Origin of the sequence: Emergencia sp. (genome assembly GCF_048465375.1) — a bacterium.
Lineage (GTDB): Bacteria > Bacillota > Clostridia > Peptostreptococcales > Anaerovoracaceae > Senimuribacter.
This window is the reverse complement of the sequence record NZ_DBFWLQ010000018.1, coordinates 17,389-37,887: the sequence shown is the minus strand read 5'-3', so window position 1 is coordinate 37,887 and position 20,499 is coordinate 17,389. Positions and strand designations below refer to the sequence as shown.

Annotated in this window: 17 protein-coding genes and 1 tRNA gene; 16 read left to right on the top strand and 2 right to left on the bottom strand. The window is 46.7% G+C overall.

Annotated elements, in window-relative coordinates:
- The first annotated feature begins 8 nt into the window (after positions 1-8).
- From ACMQ5W_RS12195 to ACMQ5W_RS12185, 3 genes are read left to right on the top strand one after another with little or no spacing between them, the layout of a single operon-like run.
- Positions 9-1,376: an ABC transporter permease gene (locus tag ACMQ5W_RS12195; protein ID WP_419025402.1), complete on the top strand. Its 1,368-nt coding sequence runs from the start codon at positions 9-11 to the stop codon at positions 1,374-1,376.
- A gap of 11 nt (positions 1,377-1,387) precedes the next feature.
- Positions 1,388-2,674, top strand: coding sequence for an ABC transporter permease (locus ACMQ5W_RS12190; protein WP_419025401.1), 1,287 nt, complete (start codon positions 1,388-1,390; stop codon positions 2,672-2,674).
- 13 nt (positions 2,675-2,687) lie between these two features.
- Positions 2,688-3,320, top strand: a complete 633-nt coding sequence (locus ACMQ5W_RS12185; RefSeq protein WP_419025400.1) for an ATP-binding cassette domain-containing protein — start codon at positions 2,688-2,690, stop codon at positions 3,318-3,320.
- A 59-nt stretch (positions 3,321-3,379) separates the two neighbouring features.
- On the opposite strand, the gene hcp is transcribed toward ACMQ5W_RS12185, so the two are convergent.
- On the bottom strand, positions 3,380-4,975 hold the full coding sequence (hcp, locus tag ACMQ5W_RS12180) for a hydroxylamine reductase (RefSeq protein WP_419025399.1): 1,596 nt from the start codon (positions 4,973-4,975) through the stop codon (positions 3,380-3,382).
- A gap of 487 nt (positions 4,976-5,462) precedes the next feature.
- On the opposite strand from hcp, the gene prfB reads away from it, so the two are divergent.
- From prfB to ACMQ5W_RS12150, 6 genes are all read left to right on the top strand, one after another.
- Positions 5,463-6,567 (top strand): peptide chain release factor 2 gene (gene prfB / locus ACMQ5W_RS12175; protein ID WP_419025398.1). Its coding sequence is split into 2 segments (ribosomal slippage): positions 5,463-5,537 and positions 5,539-6,567, totalling 1,104 coding nucleotides; the frame shifts between segments, so codons are not numbered across the junction.
- A gap of 3 nt (positions 6,568-6,570) precedes the next feature.
- Positions 6,571-8,742 carry a Tex family protein gene (locus ACMQ5W_RS12170; protein WP_419025397.1) on the top strand — a complete coding sequence of 724 codons (2,172 nt, stop codon included), beginning with the start codon at positions 6,571-6,573 and terminating at the stop codon, positions 8,740-8,742.
- A 17-nt stretch (positions 8,743-8,759) separates the two neighbouring features.
- A complete protein-coding gene (locus tag ACMQ5W_RS12165; protein ID WP_419025396.1) occupies positions 8,760-9,401 on the top strand; it encodes an HAD-IA family hydrolase in 642 nt (213 codons plus the stop codon).
- Positions 9,402-9,417: 16 nt separating this feature from the next.
- On the top strand, positions 9,418-12,714 hold the full coding sequence (locus ACMQ5W_RS12160) for a PD-(D/E)XK nuclease family protein (protein WP_419025395.1): 3,297 nt from the start codon (positions 9,418-9,420) through the stop codon (positions 12,712-12,714).
- A 34-nt stretch (positions 12,715-12,748) separates the two neighbouring features.
- Positions 12,749-12,824: transfer RNA gene (locus ACMQ5W_RS12155), tRNA-Thr, on the top strand.
- Positions 12,825-12,960: 136 nt separating this feature from the next.
- A complete protein-coding gene (locus tag ACMQ5W_RS12150) occupies positions 12,961-13,896 on the top strand; it encodes a DMT family transporter (RefSeq protein WP_419025394.1) in 936 nt (311 codons plus the stop codon).
- A 56-nt stretch (positions 13,897-13,952) separates the two neighbouring features.
- Here the strand turns inward: ACMQ5W_RS12150 and ansA are convergent, their stop codons facing one another.
- On the bottom strand, positions 13,953-14,966 hold the full coding sequence (gene ansA, locus ACMQ5W_RS12145; protein ID WP_419025393.1) for an asparaginase: 1,014 nt from the start codon (positions 14,964-14,966) through the stop codon (positions 13,953-13,955).
- A gap of 213 nt (positions 14,967-15,179) precedes the next feature.
- On the opposite strand from ansA, the gene ACMQ5W_RS12140 reads away from it, so the two are divergent.
- The 7 genes from ACMQ5W_RS12140 to ACMQ5W_RS12110 all read left to right on the top strand — a co-directional run bounded on the left by ACMQ5W_RS12140 (position 15,180) and on the right by ACMQ5W_RS12110 (position 20,392).
- Entirely contained in the window at positions 15,180-16,271 is a 1,092-nt protein-coding gene (locus ACMQ5W_RS12140; RefSeq protein ID WP_419025392.1) for a hypothetical protein, read from the top strand.
- Positions 16,228-16,989, top strand: coding sequence for a fibronectin type III domain-containing protein (locus ACMQ5W_RS12135; protein WP_419025391.1), 762 nt, complete (start codon positions 16,228-16,230; stop codon positions 16,987-16,989). Before ACMQ5W_RS12140 ends, ACMQ5W_RS12135 begins: the two co-directional genes overlap by 44 nt.
- 68 nt (positions 16,990-17,057) lie before the next feature.
- The gene (deoD, locus tag ACMQ5W_RS12130) at positions 17,058-17,765 is read left to right on the top strand and encodes a purine-nucleoside phosphorylase (RefSeq protein WP_419025390.1); all 708 of its coding nucleotides are present in this window, start codon (positions 17,058-17,060) and stop codon (positions 17,763-17,765) included.
- A gap of 134 nt (positions 17,766-17,899) precedes the next feature.
- Positions 17,900-18,343 carry a GNAT family N-acetyltransferase gene (locus ACMQ5W_RS12125; RefSeq protein ID WP_419025389.1) on the top strand — a complete coding sequence of 148 codons (444 nt, stop codon included), beginning with the start codon at positions 17,900-17,902 and terminating at the stop codon, positions 18,341-18,343.
- A gap of 88 nt (positions 18,344-18,431) precedes the next feature.
- Complete coding sequence (locus tag ACMQ5W_RS12120) at positions 18,432-18,974, top strand: beta-class carbonic anhydrase (protein ID WP_148493946.1); 543 nt, start codon at positions 18,432-18,434, stop codon at positions 18,972-18,974.
- A 249-nt stretch (positions 18,975-19,223) separates the two neighbouring features.
- Positions 19,224-19,808: a Crp/Fnr family transcriptional regulator gene (locus tag ACMQ5W_RS12115; RefSeq protein ID WP_419025388.1), complete on the top strand. Its 585-nt coding sequence runs from the start codon at positions 19,224-19,226 to the stop codon at positions 19,806-19,808.
- Entirely contained in the window at positions 19,805-20,392 is a 588-nt protein-coding gene (locus ACMQ5W_RS12110; RefSeq protein ID WP_419025387.1) for a Crp/Fnr family transcriptional regulator, read from the top strand. Before ACMQ5W_RS12115 ends, ACMQ5W_RS12110 begins: the two co-directional genes overlap by 4 nt.
- The last annotated feature ends 107 nt before the right edge of the window (positions 20,393-20,499 follow it).

Genomic DNA, 20,499 nt, shown 5'->3' with positions numbered 1-20,499 from the left:
GTTTTTTTATGGGTGTATATAGACGAGCGGCCCTCTATATTGGTCGGAAAAGAGGTCAGACCATGGTCTTATTTTTTCTATTTTTCATCGTGTCTACATTTCTGATAGCTGGCTGGTCTGTTCTCAGTTCGGCTGATGCGGTGGCAAAAGTGCTCCGCACATCAGTAGGAGGCGCCTTTTATCTGCGGCCTACTTCCAATCTGGAGATCAAGGAAGGGGTCGTTGAACACCCTAAAGAGGGAAAAGGCCAGCCCGTTATGACGGAGAAAAATATCAAAGACATTCTAGGTTATGAGGAGGTCAAGGCTTACAACGCAATCAACTATGGTTACGCTAGAAGTGATGCCGTAGACTTTTTGCCGGGAACGGGACATAGTGAAGACAACAACATGGGGAAGGTATCGTCAATGAACGATACGACTTTGGCAGATCAATTTGCGGAGAAGAAATTAGAGCTCACAGAAGGCCGCCATATTAAAAAAGAGGATAAGAATAAAATTTTGATCAGTGATAAACTGGCTCAGGCTAATGGGCTGAAAGTTGGCGATAAAGTCCGCTTTACGCATGCCGGTATTACCCGGGAAAATGGACAATTTGTAGACTCTATACCGAAAAAAACTGTCTTTGCACAGGCAGAAATCGTAGGAATCTACAAGCAATCGATACCACAGGCAGATTGGGCAGTGCCGACACCGGAAATTGGGCTCAATCAGATTTTTTCTGATCACGGCTTTTTAGAGTCACTGAAGGAAGCGCAAAAAGGACAATATACAGGGGAGGTGAATTTTTATGTCTCTGACCCACTGAAACTGGATGATATTATCAAAAAAGTGAACACCAATAAGTCCATTGACTGGGGTCAATATTCCATCAGAAAAAATGATTTTCAGTATGGGAAGATAGCAAAGGCCTTGTCTTCTATACAAGATTTGACTGGAATTTTGATCTTATGTATCTGTGCGGCCAGCCTGGTGGTTTTGATATTGATACTGACCATGCGAATGAGAGGAAGAGTTCATGAAGCGGGCATATTGCTGGCTGTTGGAAAATCAAAAAGAGGGATTGCAGGGCAATTTATTTTGGAGATCCTTTTCATATTTTTAGGGGCGTTTTTATGCTCCGCTGCAATAGTCTATTTTGCACAGCAGGGAATCGAGGACCTGGTCTTTGGCAAGCTGCCTGTGGTTGATATAGATAAGTCTGCTGTTGAAACGGGAAGTCCTGCAGGAGTTTCAAAGGGGTATTTGAATATAGACATAAGTTCTGTTCTGCGAGTCTTCCTGTATCAGGCGGCAGCTATGAGTCTGACGGTAATCGCATCGTGCAGCAGCATCTTTGCTCTGAAGCCGAAGGAAATACTGAGTAAAATGAGTTAGGAGGTAGTGATATGAATTTCATAAAGAGGGGCGTGCTGTACTGCAGACGCCAAAGAATACGGACGTTAATTTTATTCTTGGTCATAACTTGTCTGTCCACCTTTGCACTGACGGGGCTGTCCATATTAGAAGCGGCAGACAAGAGTGCGGGCAACCTGCGTAAGGAGGTGGGCGGCATCATCCGTCTCACTATCGATGATGAGAATGCTCCCATAGACGAAGAAAAAAATGATATGGGCACTATACGTACGTATATGGGAGACTATGTAACCGATGAAATCGTGAAAGCTGTGGAAAAAATAAAGGGTGTATCGGGTATTAACTCCGAAAACGAGCGCGGATTTTGGGGGTCGGGCGTGGATTTTGACTATATTCCCGGACAATACAATATGGATGCTAACGTTCCAAACACTGGGGTCATAGACTCAGAGAAGTGCTCTGCTTTTCAGAAGGGGAAGTTTACATTGGAAAAAGGACGGCATATACGCAAAGATGATAAGGGCGTCATCATTTTGTCAAAAGAGGTAGCAGAGCGAAATAATCTTTCTGTTGGCGACAAAATCACCCTTTTTAACTTGGATAGCAACTCCGAAGTGAAATTGAAAGTGATCGGCATCTATTCAGGAGCTGGCGGCACAGGAGGAGATGCGCTTCTGGCATCAGATGTGCCTGAGAATGCAGGATTTGTGGACATGGACACTATGCGTAAACACTTCGGTCGTGAGCTGGACGGATATCCGGCAGTCGATATCTTTGTTGATGATCCTGCCGAAATTGAGAAGGTATGCGAAGAGGTCAAAGCGTTGCCAGAGATAAAGGGCAAGACATTAAAAGCGGAAATCTCCAATGAGGAATATGAATCGATTTCAAATCCTCTGGAATCCATGCAGAATATGATAGGTGGCGTGGTCAAAGGTATTTTGGCTGCCAGCTTGCTGATTCTGTCGCTGCTGCTGTGCCTATGGACGAGAAGTCGTAAACGAGAAGCGGGTATTTTACTGGCAGTGGGAAAAAGCAAAGGAAACATCGTAGGGCAACTTCTGGTCGAAAACTATATTGTGGCAGTTTTGGGATTTATAGCTTCCTATTTTGCTGCAACTCTGATCGCTGATAAAGTCTGTAAATTCCTGGTGCTCGGTATGAGCGAAGGAGTGGAGCCACTAACGGTGACGATTGCTGCAAGGCAAATGCTGTTGGTATATGGAGCTGGCATATTGATTATCGCCTGTTGTGTCGCCATTGCATCTTACACTATAATCCGTTTAAACCCAAGAGACATTTTGTCAAAGATGAGTTAGGAGGAATTAAAACATGATAATATTGAAAACCAGAGACGTCAAATACACTTATCATCAGGGGAAACCCGTTTTGCGCGGTATTTCAGCAGAGTTAGAAACAGGAAAGCTGTACGCTATTGTGGGACCGTCTGGCTGCGGAAAAACCACATTGCTGTCCCTATTGGGAGGCCTTGACAGCCCGGAAAGCGGCAGGATTTACTTTATGGGAGAGGATATTGAGAAAGCTGGTCTGATCAGACATCGCAGAGAGCATGTTTCTTTCGTCTTTCAGAGCTATAATTTGATCGATTACCTGACACCGCTGGAGAATGTGGCATTGACCTCGGAACAGCCGCCTCTGTCAGTGCTGGAGAAGGTCGGATTGACCGAAGAAGAGGCAAAACGTAATGTCTTAAAATTGTCAGGCGGGCAACAGCAGCGAGCTGCGCTTGCCAGAGCCTTGGCTTCTGAGGCGCCTGTCGTTCTCGCAGATGAGCCCACAGGTAATCTGGATGAAGATACTGCGGCAGGTATTGTGGAGATTCTCAAAGAAAGCGCACATCAGCTGGACAAATGTGTCGTTGTGGTGACACATTCTAATGAAGTGGCAAAGCAGGCAGATGTAGTGATGCATCTGAAGAGAGGTGTTTTGCAGATTAGGCAATAGGCAATGAAGGATAGCAAAAGCGACGCAGTGATGACTGTGTCGCTTTTCCATGAGTTTCCTTATTCTTCGAGAAGGGTTTTTAAATCCTCTTCTGGAGTGCTAATCGGTGCGATGTGATAGTGATCTACAAGGAACTGCAGTACATTTGGTGAGATAAACGCTGGCAATGTGGGTCCCAGGCGGATGCCTTTGATGCCCAGATGGAGCAATGTCAGCAGGATGCAGACCGCCTTTTGTTCATACCAGGAGAGAACCATGGAAAGAGGCAGCTCGCCTACCTGGCAGCCTAAGGCTTCAGCGAGAGCCACTGCCACTTTAATAGCTCCATATGCGTCGTTACACTGCCCCATATCCATCAGTCTTGGCAGTCCGTCAACGGTACCCAGATCCAAGTCATTAAATCTGTATTTTCCGCAGGCAAGCGTAAGGATCAAAGTATCTGCTGGTGTTGCTTTGACGAACTCTGTGTAGTAATTTCTGCCAGGCCGGGCGCCGTCGCAGCCGCCGACAAGAAAGAAATGGCGGATTTTGCCTGCCTTTACCGCATTGACGACTTGCTCTGCAACTGCAAGAATTGCGTTGTGGCCAAAGCCTGTAGTGACAGATGTACCGCCGTTGATTCCTGTGAAAGCAGTGTCTTCGGCAAAGCCGCCCAGGGCCAGCGCCTTTTCTATAACTGGCGTAAAATCCCGATCCTCGCCGATGTGCACCATTTCTGGGTAAGAGACGACTTCTGTAGTGAAGACTCGATCTGCATAGGACGGCTTCACTGGCATCAGGCAGTTGGTGGTGAAGAGAATCGGTGCCGGAAGATCGGCAAATTCTTTCTGCTGGTTCTGCCATGCCGTACCAAAGTTGCCCTTGAGATGGGCATATTTTTTTAGTTCAGGGTAAGAGTGGGCGGGCAGCATTTCGCCATGAGTGTAGATGTTGATGCCCTTATCCGCGGTCTGCTCCAACAGAAGCTTCAGGTCGTACAGATCGTGGCCGGTAATTACGATAAATGGGCCTTTCTCTACATGAAGCGGCACAGTTGCCGGCTCCGGTGTGCCAAAGGTCTCACGGTTTGCTCGATCTAAAAGTTCCATGCAGGCAAGATTTACTTCACCCACCTCCATAACTACGGGAAGCAATTCATCCATTTCCCAGTCCTCGGCCAGGACGTAGAGTGCTTTATAAAAGAAGTTGTTTACTTTGTCACTGGTATAACCCAGAATCATGGCGTGATAGGCATAGGCAGCCATACCACGGATTCCAAACAGAATCAGTGATTTAAGAGAGCGAATATCTTCTGGCCCATCCCATAGACGGTTCATATCATAATAATCTGTATTTCCGCATGGTGAGGCACATGCTGTGCATCCTGGGGCGATGCGATTCTTTTCTTCGTTTACATCGTCAATCAGTTTTTTTATGGTTTTGTCGTGAAAGTTTACGTTGGTGATTGTGGTAAACAGCCCTTCTAAAATCAGCCTGTCTGTGTCAGCCGTCTTTTGGTTGCTGCTACAGGCGCGGGCTAAGCCGATTAAAGCACCAGTCAATTGATCTTGGAGTGCAGCGGTCTCTGCGGTCTTTCCACAGACACCGATATTCCCAGTGCATCCACTGCAGCTAGCAGTCTGTTCACATTGAAAACAAAACATTTTCCGATTCATAAAGTTATATCCCCTTCCAATTTTTCTATGATTTGATCTGAGTATACAGCGAGGCTAAATAAATGTATGTTGCAGATGCAACGAAAATTGTATAATGTATGGCAGTCCGCAATCACTCAGTACGCAAAAGAAGTGCTGAACATTTTTTCAGCCGAAGGGAATTGCGGACTAAATTAGGCCCCAATCGGCCATTTGCAGTCCGCAATCACTCAGTACGCAAAAGATGTGCTGAACATTTTTTCAGCCGGATGGAATTGCGGACCGGATTAAGCCCCAATCAGCCATTTGCAGTCCGCAGACGACCAGCTTACCGAGAAATGTTTGGCACATTTTTTTCAGATAGAGCGGTTGCGGACAGTATGACCTCAAAAGAGGACTGCGGTACATAACCATCATCTGCAAAACGTCACAGAACATTTATTTTACTGGGAGGCGCTTTTGTGGTAAGATGATAGGGTACAAAATTTATAAAAAAGGGAGTGAGAAGATGATTCAATTGGATCAGATAAAAAGTGATCTGCCTGGAGCAAAGGCAAATCTCATAGAGGTAGGTGGGTCCCTTTGACCTGGCTGGTCTGAGAGGGAAATTAGAAGAGCTTACCAAAGAAACAGAGAAGGCTGGCTTCTGGGATGACCCAGAGAAGGCGCAGACATTATTAAAGAAGAAAAAGAGCCTGGAACTAAAAGTAGAAAAATATCAGAAACTAGAGACAGGCTTTGACGATATTGGTGAATTGATCGAACTGGCAGAAGAGATGGAAGACGAGGAAGAGGCTGACGCCATCGTCAAGAGTTTTGAGATACTGACGAAGGAACTGGAAGAACTGAAACTGGATACGCTTCTTGACGGCAAGTACGATCACAATAATGCGATTATTTCCATTCATGCGGGTACTGGCGGTGTTGATGCCATGGACTGGGCCGAAATGCTGCTTCGTATGTACACGAGATGGGCGGAGAAGAAGGGCTACAAGGTGACTTTGGTCGATTTGCAAGATGATACAGAAGCGGGTATCAAGAGCGCTACTTTGATCATCGAAGGTGAAAATGCCTACGGCTATCTGAGAAATGAGAAAGGCGTTCACCGCCTGGTGCGAATCTCTCCGTTTAACGCGGCAGGAAAGAGACAGACCTCTTTTGCAGCGCTGGAAGTGATGCCGGAAATTGAAGACGACATGTCCATCGAGATCGATCCAGAAGATCTGCGTATCGACACATACAGAAGCAGCGGTGCAGGCGGTCAGCACGTCAACAAGACAGACTCGGCTATCAGAATTACTCATCTGCCGACCCATATCGTAGTAACCTGCCAGAACGAGCGCAGCCAACATCAGAACAAAGAGATGGCCATGAAGATTTTGATGTCAAGACTGATGGAGCTGAAAGAACAGGAACACAAAGAAAACCTAAAAGAATTGAAAGGGGACTTTTCGTTGATTACATGGGGCTCCCAGATCAGATCCTATGTATTCCAGCCGTACACCATGGTCAAAGACCACAGAACCGGTGCAGAGGTGGGCAACGTCAATGCGGTGATGGACGGCGACATCGACTATTTTATCAACGAAAAACTGAAACAGAAGGACAATTAAAATATGAACATCATAGAAAAATTAGCAGGTGAATTTAAGATCAAAACCTCCCAGGTGGAACATACGGTAGAATTGATTGACGAGGGGAATACCATTCCCTTCATCGCCCGTTACCGTAAAGAAGTGACAGGCGGACTTTCTGATGTCACTTTGAGAGACTTGGATGAGAGGCTGCAATACCTGCGGAACTTAGAAACAAGAAAAGAAGAAGTTGTCAGACTAATCGACGAGCAGGGCAAGCTGACCGACCAACTGAGAGGGGAAATCGAGAAAGCGGAAGTTCTGCAGAGGGTGGAAGACTTATATAAACCATTTAAACAGAAAAAAGCAACCCGTGCATCTAAAGCGAAAGAAAAGGGCCTCGAACCTTTGGCTATGATTTTCTATGCGCAGCAAAAGAAAGAAGGAACGCCGGAGGACGAGGCCGCAGCCTTTATAAATCCGGAAAAGGGTGTGGAAACTGCCGAAGAAGCTGTTCAGGGCGCTATGGATATCATCGCGGAGATGATTGCAGACGATGCAGATCTGACGGAGAAAATTCGTGAAAAGACCTATGACAAAGGACAGATCGCCACAGAGGCGGTGGATCCGGAAGAGAAAACCGTCTATGACATGTATTACGGCAGCAGTGAGGCTATCGCCAAGATGCCTAATCACCGCGTATTAGCTGTAAACAGAGGGGAAAAAGAGAAAAAGCTGAAGGTCAAAGTGACCGTCGATAGTGAGGAGATTACGGGACTCATCGAGAGGCAAGTCATCCGCGGCAAATCCATTTTCACGGAACTGCTGCAGGACACCATCTCTGACGCGTATAAACGGTTGATTGCACCATCTGTAGAGCGAGAGATGAGAAACATTTTGACAGAGCGGGCAGAGACCGATGCGGTCAAAGTTTTTGCCAAGAACACGGAGAAGCTTTTGATGGTACCGCCTGTCAAGGGGAAGAAAGTTATCAGTATCGACCCAGGTTACAGAACTGGCTGTAAGGTAGCAGCCCTCAACGAGACAGGGAAGCTGACTGCCTATACGACGATTTACCCGACCCAGCCAAAGAACGATATTGCAGGAACAGAGCGTACCCTGCAGAAGATTATCGAGAAATTCGGCTGTGATATTATCGTCATCGGAAATGGAACAGCTTCCAGAGAAACAGAAGAAGTCGTTTCTAACTTCCTCAAGAAACACGACTATGACATTCAGTATACCATCGTCAACGAAGCAGGCGCTTCCGTTTATTCGGCATCAAAGCTGGCTACGGAAGAATATCCTGATCTGGACGTCACGACAAGAGGCGCCATGTCTCTGGGCAGAAGACTGCAGGACCCTTTGGCGGAACTGGTCAAAATTGATCCCAAACATATCGGCGTAGGCCAGTATCAGCACGATATCAACCAAAAACAACTGGACAGCGCGCTGACAAACGTGGTGGAAGACTGTGTGAACAGGGTAGGCGTAGATCTGAATACGGCGTCACCGTCCCTGTTGTCCTATATCGCCGGCGTCAACATGGGTATAGCGAAAAATATCGTCGCATATAGAGAAGAGAAGGGCCGGTTCGATAACCGTAAGGAACTGATGAAGGTATCTAAGCTGGGGGAGAAGGCGTTCAAACAGTGTGCAGGCTTCATGAGAATTGCAGACGGCAAAGAACCGCTGGACAGTACGTCTGTTCATCCAGAATCGTATAAAGCAGCCGAGGAAATGATGAAGAAAATCGGCATCAGCAAAGAGGACATTGCCAAGGGCGGTGCGAAAGATATCGACGAAAAAATCTGGCAGGCTTATCCTGCGAAGAAGTTGTCTGAGAGCATCAAGAAGATGGCAGAAGACATCGGTATCGGCGAGATGACTCTGAGTGATATTATCGCGGAAATGAAGAAGCCGGCCAGAGACCCGAGAGAGGACGCACCGCCGGTTATCTTTAGAAACGACGTGAGAAGCTTCGAAGATTTGAAAGTGGACATGGAAATGACAGGAACCGTGAGAAATGTAGTGGACTTCGGCGCCTTTGTCGATATCGGCGTCAAACAGGATGGTTTGGTGCATATTTCTCAGCTGAGCAATAAATACGTAAAACATCCCATGGACGTAGTGTCCGTTGGGGATACTGTAAAGGTGAAAATTCTCAGTATCGATCACGATAAACAGAAAGTCGCCCTTACTATGAAGTTTTGATAGAGAAAGAGGATACAATGTCAATTAACACAGTCATTTTTGATTTTGATGGAACCGTAGCCGATACCAATGGAGTCGTCATCAATTCCTGGCAGCATACATATAAAACCCTGCTTGGGAGTGAAGCGCCTGAAGCGGAGATTGTCAAGACCTTTGGTGAGCCGCTGGCCCTGAGTATGGAGAAAGCCTTTCCTGAAACACCAGTGGATGAAGCCATTGCGATTTACCGAGGGTATCAAGTAAATCACTTCGAAGAGATGATTGCCCCCTTCGAGGGCATGGATCAGCTGATTAAAGACCTAAAAGAGAAGAACTACAGAGTAGGAATCGTCACTTCCCGCATGCGCAATACCACCATGCAAGGCCTTGAGAAATTTGGTTTGGTGCCTTATATCGACGATATCGTCACCTGTGACGATACCAGCAAGCATAAACCCGATCCAGAGCCAGTGTTGATTTCTTTGGCCCATTTCGGCATTCAGCCCGAGGAAGCGATTATGGTCGGTGACAGCATGTTCGATATCAAATGCGCTCATAACGCCGGTGTCAAAGCGGTTTTAGTAGACTGGGCCATTGCAGTCAGCCGCGAAGAGCTGGACGGTCCGGACGGTCCGGATTTTACCATCAAAACAGCAGGAGAGCTGCTGAATATTATTTAGATGTGAAGGAGATTTCATGCTGAACATCTTTTACGGTAGAGAAAGTATCGACAAAGAGCGATTTATATATGAACAGATAGCGAAAAAGCAGATGCGGACTTTGGTCATCGTGCCGGATCAATATACATTAGAAGCGGAAAAACAAGCCTTCCATTTTCTTCAGGTACGAGGACTTATAGACGTGGAAATCGTCAGTATGTCTCGCCTGGGATTTAAATTGCTGGCAGAACAAGGCGGCGGTCAGAAAACCTTTATCGATAAGTACGGACGACATATGCTTCTCTCGCAGATTGCGGCCAGGGTTGAGGAAGAACTGCAGGTGTTTAAAGATACTCGGCGGAAGAATTCGTTCATCGAAATGGCCAATAACTTCATTTCAGAGATGAAACAGTATAACGCATCACCGGAGGATCTGGCACAGCTGGCAGATCATCTGGAAGAAGACAGCCTTTTGAAAAAAAAAATTACTGATTTACAGCTGATTTTTGCAGAATATGAGGAGCGCATCGCTGGAAAATATACGGATTCAGAGGATTATATCAGTCTATATACCGAAAAAATCAGCTCATCGGCTATGGTGAAGGGTGCAAATATATGGGTCTATGGCTTTGACAGCTTCGCGCCCAAGTCTCTGGATGTATTGGGACATCTGATGGCTGCGTCAGAGAATGTCAACGTCTTTTTGACCTATGACCAGAACTGTCGTGATGAAGAAATCTTTCAGCTGACGGGTATCGTCATGGAGAATCTGATGAAACAGGCGGATTTGTTCGGAATTCGCCATCAAAGACTGCAAGTCGCGGGCAGATATGTAAGCCAGAAGAAACCCGCTATCAAAACCTTGGAACAAGAGTTGTTCGCTGTGGGAATTCGCAAGTCGAATGAACACAAGGGCATTACCTTGGTGAAAGCTGCCAACATGTACAATGAAGCGGAGTCGGCGGCCGCCTTTATTTTACACCTGCTGCGCGATAAGGGCTTTCGCTATCGGGATATCGTGGTCATCTGTAATGACCAGGCAGTGCGGGGTTCTATCATCAGTCGGATTTTTGATGAGTGCGGCATCAGCCTGTTTGACGATAAGAAACGGAGCATTTTGGCATCGCCGATTGCTATCTTTGTCGTTTCATTGATTGAAACAGTCGCGTACCGCTATCGGACGGCGGATATTTTTAAGGTGCTGAAGACCGGTTTCACTCGTCTGTCTGCAGAAGATATCGAACTGCTTGAAAACTATGCCATCAAGTATCGAGTAAAAGGCTCCATGTGGAAAAAGACTTTTATAAAAGGTCAGATGGAGTACGGGGATGACGGTCTGACACACATCAACCATATTCGCGAAGGAGTGATGGAACTCTTTGACGGGTTTGAGGTGATTTACCGAAGAGCAAAAGACAATCAGCAATTCATAGAAGCTTATTACGATTTTCTGATGGAATCTGTGGGCATGGGTGAGAAGATTCTGACACTGATTGCTGAACAGGAGGAGCAGGGTATGCTGGACCTGGCAGAGGAGACTTCCCAAATCTGGGGGCAGATCGTAGGGCTCTTTGACCAGTTAGCAGAGTTGACGGGCGAAGATCTTTTTGATGGAAAGGAGTTTGCAAACGTGCTCATTACGGGCCTTTCTGAACTGGAAGTGGGCGTGCTGCCCCCGACATCTGATGATATTTTGATGGGGACGATGCAGCGAACGAGGAGCGGACAGGTAAAAGCAGCAGTGGTCATCGGTGCTAACGAAGGTGTACTGCCATCCGGCGCACCAGAGGAAGGACTCTTTAGTCTGGAAGAACTGGACTATTTAGCCGAGTCGGGGAAAGAAATCTGCAAGGTGGATCGCATTCGCGTCCTGGAAGAGAAGCTGGCCATTTACCGCAATCTTTCAAAGCCTTCTGACTATCTGTGGATCAGCTATTCCGCCAGTGACGAAGAGGGTAAGGAAACACGTCCATCTGAAATTATAGATAATTTGAGACGGATTTTCCCTGGACTGGCAGTGGAAAATGATGTTTTAAATTCTCAGGAAATCAGAAATTTAGTGGGAGGCAGACTGAGCACTTTGCGCCATTTGACAGCAGCCTTACAGACGGCCAAAAAAGGTGAGAAGATAGATGGAGGCTGGAAACCTGTCATGGAGTGGTTTTCCGCCAACGATAAATCGGATCTTGATAAGGTTAGAAAAGGCTTGGAGTTTACTAATGAGCAGCGCAATATAAATAGCCAGCTGATGAGAGATCTGTACGTAAGAGAGGGAAAGAAGGATCTGACGCTGAGCCCGTCCAGGCTGGAGCGGTTCAGCCGCTGCCCGTTTTCCCATTTTGTGGCTTACGGACTGCGCCCGGAAGAACGGCGCATTTTTGAAGCGGCTGGCCGGGAAATCGGGGACATCTATCACAAGTGCCTCATGAAACTGTCTGAGAAACTGACGAGAGAAGCCGCGTGGGAGACGGTTTCAGAAGAAGAATGCAGGAACTTTGTTGCGGAAGTTGTAGGGAAAGAAACTGCCGATTACAGGGAAGGCGTCTTCCATTTCAGCAATGAAGAGCTGTATAAGTCGAAGCGTATTGAGGATACCTGCTTTTATGTGTGCTGGGCGTTGGTAGAGCAGGTCAGATCCGGACGGATTAAAGAAAGTCTCTACGAAGTGCCATTTGGAAAAGAACAGCTGATTCCCCCAATTGAAATTGACTGCGGCGATGAAAAGGTCTACATCGAAGGCAAGATTGACAGACTGGATGTTCTGGATCAGGAGCGCGTCAAAATTATCGACTACAAGACGGGGAAAGAAAATTTTGATACAGAAGAAGCTAGGGGTGGATATCGTCTGCAACTTATGTTATACTTAAAAGCGGCGCAGGAAAAGGAACGAAAACCAGCCGGCGTATTTTACTTTTTGATCGGTGATCCAAGAGTTGACCTGACAGGGGTTGACAAAGAAAAAATTTCTGATAAAATCTTAAAGGAAATAAGAAAATTTTTCCGATTAAATGGTATAATGGTTAACGATACGCAGGTTATCGGCGACATTGCTGGCGAGTTCGAAGGGTATTCTGACATTGTTCCGCTGCGTAAGGGTAAAGAAGGTGTCAAGGCTACATCAGAAGGATTTCTGCTGAACGAAGAGGAATTTACTGAATTGCAGGCGGCTGTGGATCAGCAGATTGAGAAACTCTGTCGTCAGTTAACTGACGGAAAGATTTCTATCACGCCAAAAAAAACGGCGAAAGAATCTCCCTGCACTTATTGTGAGTACAAGGGAATCTGTCGATTCGATTTGAACTTTACCGGTTGTAATTACGAGATTATTAAATAAATATAGATGGGTGGCGATGAGTCGCCCAAGATATGCTTCCGTGGCTCAGTTGGCAGAGCAGCGCATTCGTAACGCGCAGGTCGCCGGTTCGATCCCGGCCGGGAGCTCCACGAAAAAACCTCCAAAGGATGAAGTCTCATTTGGAGGTTTTTGTTTTGCCTGCATGATACTTGCGAAAGATTGATAAGCTGAAGCGCCTTTGCTATAATAGTCTCATTCAGAGTTCAAGAAAAGGATGTAGATAGAATGGAAACGAACAAGATTTTAACGAAGACCTGGGTCGTCTGCTTATTAGCGATGTTGTGCTGCTTTTTATGGGGAAGCGCTTTTCCCTGCATCAAAATCGGATATGAGCTGTTCGAGGTCAGTTCGCGGCAGACTGCATCACAGATCCTCTTTGCCGGTGTGCGATTTACTCTCGCAGGCGTGCTGGTGGTTTTGATCAGCAGCATCGCACAGAGAAGGCTTTTGATGCCGAAAAAAACTTCCTGGGGGATGATCGCGAAGGTCAGCATGTGTCAGACCGTGCTGCAGTATCTGTTCTTTTATATCGGGCTGGCTCACACCACCGGTGTCAAAGGCTCGATTATCGAAGGTTCACACGTGTTCTTTTCCATATTGATTGCCAGCCTTTTCTTTCATCAGGAAAAGCTGACGGGTGCAAAAGCTGCAGGGTGTATCATCGGTTTTTCAGGGGTTGTCCTTGTAAATCTATCCGGAGGTGAGATGGGCGGCGGCATGGCATGGAATGGAGAAGGCTTTCTGCTGCTGGCTTGCATCGCTTATGCGCTCTCTTCGGTACTCATAAAGGGTTATTCACAGAGAGAGAACCCGGTGACCATCAGCGGATATCAGTTCATGCTGGGCGGCATTATCATGACGGGTATCGGAGCTGCCGCTGGCGGCAGTCTGCATGCTGCCTCGGGAGGGGCGTACCTGATGCTGCTGTATCTGGCAATGATTTCGGCGGTAGCCTATTCGGTCTGGGGCATCATTTTGAAATATAACTCGGTGTCGAAAGTCACCATATTCGGATTTATGACTCCGATCTTCGGTGTCGTTCTGTCTGCCGTTTTTCTGGGGGAAGCAGGGAGCATTCCATGGCTGCAGTGTCTGGGCGCGCTGGCTCTGGTAAGCGGCGGAATCTATATTGTCAACAGAGTGCCGAAAGAAAAAGAATAGAAAATGATAGTAGATAAAAAGTGGACATCAAAGCGATGCCCATTTTTTGATGTTTTTTATCTTGTCAGTTCCCCTCTTAAGTCCTGTTCCATCTTGGCCTTGATCTCATCTCGCGGCAGACCCAGGCTGAAGAGATAGTAGAGTTTTGCGACCGCAGCTTCGGTGGTCATGTTGTAACCGCTGACTGCGCCGGCCTTTGTCAGGGCGGAACTGGTTGCATAGGCTCCCAGGGTGACGGTGCCGCTCTGGCACTGGGAACAGACGGTGATGATGGTGCCGTTTTCAAAGGCTTTTTTGATAATTGGCAGCAGGGCGTCGTCGTAGCTTGGAATATTTCCCGCGCCAAAGGTCTCCAGGACGATGCCTTTGAGGCTCTCCGTCATGATGGACTCAAAGAGGCTGAACTGGATTCCCGGAAATACCTTGAGAACCCCGATAGAGACCTGCTTGAATTCTGTCAGATGAAATGCGGTATCAAGTGGCGGTGAAAGCAGGGAGGCGACGTTGTATCGGATGTCAATCCCCGCTTCTGCGAGGAAGTGATAGTTAGGGGAATCAAAGGCGATGAGCCCGTCGGCTGATGATTTTGTGGAGCGGTTTCCCCGAATCAATTTGCCGCCGAAATAGAGGCAGACCTCCTTCACATTGCCTGCTCCTGCGATGAGGACGGAGGTGATCAGATTATCACGAGCATCACTGCGCAGTTTGCAGAGGGGGATCTGTGAGCCGGTTAGAATGACGGGCTTTGCCAGGCCTTCCAGCATGAAGGACAGGGCAGAAGCGGTGTATGCCATGGTATCTGTCCCATGCAGAACCACAAAACCGTCGTAGGCCTCATAGTTATCACGGATGGCACGCCCGATCTGGTTCCACTGCTCCACGGCGATATTGGACGAATCCAGCAATGGATCGAACTCGATCATATCCCATTCTGGCATACCGTGGCTGTTCATATCGGGGATGGCTTTGATAGCGTCGTAGAAATAACCTTTCTTTGGCGCATAGCCGTTTTCAGTGGGGACCATGCCGATGGTGCCGCCAGTATATAAAATGCAGATTTTTTTCTTCATACGTATTGTTGTCCTTTCGAGGTTTTCCTGGAGTTATTTTAACACATGGAAGAGCAAATTAGAATGGGAAAAGCAGGGAAAATCCGATCATAGCCGAAAGAGCCAATGGAAAAAGACAAAGAATGTACTCCGGTTAAGTTGCTGTATAGGAGGGAATATGTTACAATATATAATAACTAAATATTCTGTCAACTATGAGGGAGGTGATTGGATTTGAGAAGAAACTTAAAGGTTATGATTGGTATACTGGCCGCAGTTTTGATGCTGACGACATCCTTTGGTTTTGCTGCAGGTGATGTGAGACCAGGACCTGACGGGAAAGTCGGTACGCCGCAGGTGACGGCAAAAGCGCTCAGTCAGACATCGATCAAAGTAAGCTGGAAAGCGGTCAAAAGCGCAAAAGGTTATGTAGTCTATCGGAGCAGGACAGAGGACGATTATAAATGGATTAAGACGCTGTATGGCGCTTCCAAAACCAGTTTTGTCGATAAGAGCTGCAAGAAAAATACATCTTATCGCTACAAAGTCTTCGCATTTAAATATGAAAACGGGCAGCGCGTGTATGGGGAGAGTGACTGGGTCTCTGAAGTGGCAGGCGTAAAGCAGCCGGAGGTCATTGTATGGCCGGCAGGAGAAGGAAGAATACGTCTTTATGGAAACTGCAAGACAGAGGACGACAAAATTGCAGTCTACCGCAGCACTGCGAAGAACGGAAAATACAAGAAGATCGTTGCGAAAAAAGCGGATGGCCAATTGTACTATCTGGACAAGGGGCTGAAAAAGGACGAAATCTATTATTATAAGGCAAAGGCTTCCCGGACACTCAGCGGCAAAACCTATACGAGCCCATGGAGCAATACGGCAAGCGCCCAGGCATCCAATGTCAGTGTACGAATCGATGTGGAAGATCTGAATCATGCGGGTCAGAAGACAGATACCTTTGTTTACAAGCTGACTATGACGGAGAAGAGCGCGCCGGCAGCGATTTTGTTTGCGGAAAACCAGGGCAGATTCATATGGTATGGGCAGAAAGAGACGGAAAGTTCACACTGGACTAGCAGCACAATTCTCTACCTGGACAGTTATTCTGCCGATGGAAAGAGCTTTGTCAAAATGACCGAAGATTATTTGCTGAAACCAGGAGAAACGGTTTATCTGAAGTTCCTATCGAAAGATCAGGCGATGTATTACGACTATTGCTGGCTGGGGCTGAGCGTGTCCTTTGCAGGGCTTCCGAACATAGAGGGCTCTCTTACGATGAATGGGAACGGTACCGGCCGCTACACAGACGACTATGACGTTTAAGAAGATTGTGATGAAGAAAAAACTGTTGATGATCATGATGGCTTTGGCGATCACCTTTGCCCTGATGCCCCAGTCGGCTTTCGGCGCTTCTGCCGTTTCTTTTTCCAGCCGTCCGGTCATCAAGGCAGAAACGACAGGCCAGAGGACGGCCAAAGTCAGCTGGACCAAGGTGAAAGGCGCTGCAGGCTATGAGTTTTATCGTGGGCTGCCTGGAAAATCTTTTGTAAAGGTCAAAACGTTGAAATCCCCATCGTCATTAAGCTATATGGATAGGGGACGAAAAAGCAATACGACCTATTACTACAGAGTAAAAGCGTACAAGTTCGTAAAAGGTAAAAAGGTCTACGGAAGATATTCCTGGTCTGCCAGGGGAGATGCCGGCCTGCCCCAAGATGTAAAGAACCTCTGGCTGGAGGGATCGGGGGAGAAGGATATAGGGTTTTACTGGAATTACGCTGGCAAAGCAGATGGCTGCTATGTTTACCGCAGCGAAAGTGAAGACGGCGACTTTTCTCTGATTGATAGGGTTACACCGAGAGAAGATGGTTACTGGCATTACGTGGATGACGCGGTTCAAAGCGGGAAAAACTACTTTTATCGAGTACAGCCTTTTGCGGACTGCAAGGGAACTCTTGTGAAGGGCAGGATGAGCAAAGTCTTTGCTGCTTCTGCCATCTACAATCTGCCTGTACAATGGGAAAGCCAGCACGTTAGATAACCTTTGACAAATCGTGCGTTTTCTGCTTATATATAATTAGAAATCTGAAACTAAAGGAGATTGAAAAAATGTCTAATATACCTACACCTCATATTTCGGCAAAGCTGGGAGATTTTGCTGAAACCGTGCTCATGCCGGGCGATCCACTGAGATCAAAATTTATCGCTGAGAACTTTCTGGACGACGCCGTCCTTGTCAACAATGTCAGAGGCGTTCATGGCTACACAGGAACTTACAAAGGAAAAAGAGTATCTGTCATGGCTTCTGGCATGGGGATGCCCGCTATCGGGATTTATTCTCACGAACTGTTCAACTTCTATGATGTAAAGAACATCATTAGAATCGGCACCGCCGGAGGATTGATGCCAGAAGTCAAAGTAAAGGATATCGTCATGGGCATGGCCTGCGTGACCAACTCCAACTGGGCGGCACAGTATGAAATCAACGCGTCCATTCCTGCAGTCTGCTCCTACGAGCTTCTGAAGAAGGCAGAGAAATGTGCATTAGATTTGGGCGTGACACCGCATATCGGCACCATCTTCTCGTCGGACGTTTTCTATGACAGCACGAGAGACTATGACAAGTGGAGAGCCATGGGCGTCAAAGCAGTAGAGATGGAAGCGGCGGCACTGTATATGGAGGCTGCCAGAGCTGGCAAAAACGCTCTCTGCATCTGTACGATTTCTGATCATATGGTAACAGGAGAGTCATGCAGCTCAGAAGAGAGACAGAATTCCTTTACGAAGATGATGGAAATCGCATTGGAAACTGCATAAATTAGTAAAAGATGGGACTTGCCATGTTGCAGGTCCTATTTTCTTTACAAAATCTTCACACTGCAGATATTGACTATACACCAGCTAGATAGTTTATCATAGAAGTACAGTTTTAAAAGCAGAGGAGTGAAATTATGAACATCCGTATTGAATCAATTACGGAGAAGAATGAAAATGAAGCATTGCAGCTGGAAACCGCCGAGGAGCAGGAAGGTTTTGTGGAGAGTGTGGAAGAGTGTTTGGCTGAAGCCAGGGTGTGGCGACAGTGGAAACCTGTGGCGATTTACGATGACACACAGATGGTCGGCTTCGCCATGTACGGCTATCTGTTGGGTAGAGTGTGGTTCGACCGCTTGCTCATCGACCAAAGGTTCCAAGGCAGAGGCTATGGGAGGAAGGCAGTGGAGGCACTGCTTTTGCGAATTCACAAGGAATACCCGCAGCAATCGCAGATTTACCTCAGTGTCGTAGAGGGGAATGATCAGGCGGCAAAGCTTTACCAGGATTTTGGTTTTGCCTTTAACGGCGAGCGTGACACTAAAGGGGAACATGTGATGATAAAAATGAACTGTCGTTGATGTTGAAATAGAAGACTGAGGACGGTCATCGGAAATGGTGTCCGTCTGCCAGTTTTTGTGGTATACTGTTCCTCATGGAGGTGACAGAATGATTGATAAAATCTTAGAACATAACGAAGAATTTGTAAACAAAGAAAAGTACAAACCTTACGAGGCGAGCAAATATCCTGCACGGAAGCTGGCCATCGTTACCTGTATGGATACGAGGTTGATCGAGTTGCTTCCGGCAGCTTTGGGCATCAAAAACGGCGATGCCAAGATTATCAAAAACGCCGGCGGAACAATCGTCCATCCTTTTGGAAGTGCGGTGCGGAGCCTTTTGATCGCCATCTACGAGTTGGGCGTTGAGGACATCATGGTCATCGGACATACTGACTGCGGCGTACAGCATATGGACGTAGAGGATATGATCAATAAGATGAAGGCACGCGGTATCGGCGAAGAGGTCATCCAGAACCTGAATTACTTCGGCGTGGACTTTGACAAGTGGCTGGGCGGCTTTGAAGACGTATTCACCGCAGTGGGAGAGAGCGTGGAGCTGCTGGAGCATCACCCTTTGATTCCTGATAACGTCACCATCTACGGCTATGTCATGGACACAGCGACTGGCAAATTGATGGAAGTAAAATAAAAAATAAAAACCCCCTTGTAGTTCCAATTCCTAGGTGGAATCGGACGCAGGGGGGTTTTGCATTTAGAATTTGATTTATATTTTACTCAAGCCAGTCACACCAGCTATTCTTATAAAAAATTAATGAATTCAGTAAAATTGTAAAAAATTATAGGAATAGTGTATAACGTTAACCTATGTTAATGATTTTCTTAGTAAGCTCAGTTAAAATAAACATATGTTAAGAAGAATATGACGAGGTTATATAAGATGGAAGCGAGAGAATTTTTTAGTGAAGTGATTGGTCTAACGGATATTGATTTGATTGACAGGGTGAGCGGCTTATCAAAGATTGCATATTTTAAGAAGGGAGAACGGATTGTAAGGCAGGGAGAACCTCAAAGACATATCAATTTTATTTTGGAGGGTGTCTTCAGAGGGTATTATGTGAACGTCGAAGGCAAAGAAATTACTGATTGCTTGGGGTTTCGTTGCGGAGAGCCGGCCATGGCATGCACCAGGCTGGATCTGGCTTCTGAGATCAACATAGAGTCCGCAACGGACAGCAAATGTCTGCAGCTGCCGATTAAGGAAATCATAGAATTAAATGATACATATCTCGAGCTGCAACGGGCATATAACATTATGCTGATACAAGGCATTGAGAGACATGACAACATCAAAAAAGTCATGCAGGAATTTGATGCCATGGGGCGTTACCAATGGTTTCTTGAGGAGTACCCTGGTCTGATAGATATCGTCAGCCATAAGCATATCGCATCTTTTTTGGGTATGATGCCGGAGAGTTTAAGCCGCCTGCGCCGGACTTTGCGGGAAGGAGGAGCGCTGAAATGACACTGCGAGATTTTTTTACCGAATCGCTGAAGATTACAAATGAAGAACTCTTGAAAGAATTGTGCAGCGTATCGGTCTTTACAAAGTTGAAAAAGGGGGAACATGTAGTAAAAAGAGGGCAGAGACAGTCGTCTATTGCTTTTTTGGTGGAGGGCATTTGCAGAGGATATTACGAAAGCGTCGATGGAAAAGAAGTAACTGAGTGTTTTGGCTGTCGTTGCGGCATGCCGGCCATGGCTTGCCATGATTTAGATTCTCCAGCGGAAACCAGTCTGGTAGCGGAAACGGATATGACATGTGTCCGTGTACCGATTGTAACGATTAAAGCATTGCTAAAGCAATATACGGAATTAGTATACGTGTATAATAACTTGTTAGTGAACTCCCTGGAGGAACACTTGAAACTTAAGCAGATTTTATACAAATATGATGCCATGGGGAGGTACCAGTGGTTTCTTGACACTTATCCAGGTCTGATTGACATTGTCAGTCACAAAGATATTGCGTCCTTTCTGGGGATGACGCCGGTCACCCTGAGCCGCCTACGCAGAAATCTGCGTGGGGGGGGGGGATACCATATCTGAGAAAAAGACAGCAAAAAAATAGAAACCCGCAGAGAGCAGGAGTGAAAACTCCTGTTTTTTTGTTGGAAGAAGGTCAAGTGTTAACCTGGGTTAATTACAGGGCAGGT

Excerpts from the sequence above, each read along its gene's own strand:
- ACMQ5W_RS12125 (WP_419025389.1), top strand. The coding sequence starts at position 17,900 with ATGAACATCCGTATTGAATCAATTACGGAGAAGAATGAAAATGAAGCA.
- ACMQ5W_RS12110 (WP_419025387.1), top strand. The coding sequence starts at position 19,805 with ATGACACTGCGAGATTTTTTTACCGAATCGCTGAAGATTACAAATGAA.
- ACMQ5W_RS12160 (WP_419025395.1), top strand. The coding sequence starts at position 9,418 with ATGCTGAACATCTTTTACGGTAGAGAAAGTATCGACAAAGAGCGATTT.
- ACMQ5W_RS12195 (WP_419025402.1), top strand. The coding sequence starts at position 9 with ATGGGTGTATATAGACGAGCGGCCCTCTATATTGGTCGGAAAAGAGGT.
- hcp (WP_419025399.1), bottom strand. The coding sequence starts at position 4,975 with ATGAATCGGAAAATGTTTTGTTTTCAATGTGAACAGACTGCTAGCTGC.
- ACMQ5W_RS12115 (WP_419025388.1), top strand. The coding sequence starts at position 19,224 with ATGGAAGCGAGAGAATTTTTTAGTGAAGTGATTGGTCTAACGGATATT.
- ACMQ5W_RS12120 (WP_148493946.1), top strand. The coding sequence starts at position 18,432 with ATGATTGATAAAATCTTAGAACATAACGAAGAATTTGTAAACAAAGAA.
- ACMQ5W_RS12165 (WP_419025396.1), top strand. The coding sequence starts at position 8,760 with ATGTCAATTAACACAGTCATTTTTGATTTTGATGGAACCGTAGCCGAT.
- ACMQ5W_RS12135 (WP_419025391.1), top strand. The coding sequence starts at position 16,228 with ATGGGAACGGTACCGGCCGCTACACAGACGACTATGACGTTTAAGAAG.
- ACMQ5W_RS12150 (WP_419025394.1), top strand. The coding sequence starts at position 12,961 with ATGGAAACGAACAAGATTTTAACGAAGACCTGGGTCGTCTGCTTATTA.
- ACMQ5W_RS12190 (WP_419025401.1), top strand. The coding sequence starts at position 1,388 with ATGAATTTCATAAAGAGGGGCGTGCTGTACTGCAGACGCCAAAGAATA.
- ansA (WP_419025393.1), bottom strand. The coding sequence starts at position 14,966 with ATGAAGAAAAAAATCTGCATTTTATATACTGGCGGCACCATCGGCATG.
- ACMQ5W_RS12170 (WP_419025397.1), top strand. The coding sequence starts at position 6,571 with ATGAACATCATAGAAAAATTAGCAGGTGAATTTAAGATCAAAACCTCC.
- ACMQ5W_RS12185 (WP_419025400.1), top strand. The coding sequence starts at position 2,688 with ATGATAATATTGAAAACCAGAGACGTCAAATACACTTATCATCAGGGG.
- deoD (WP_419025390.1), top strand. The coding sequence starts at position 17,058 with ATGTCTAATATACCTACACCTCATATTTCGGCAAAGCTGGGAGATTTT.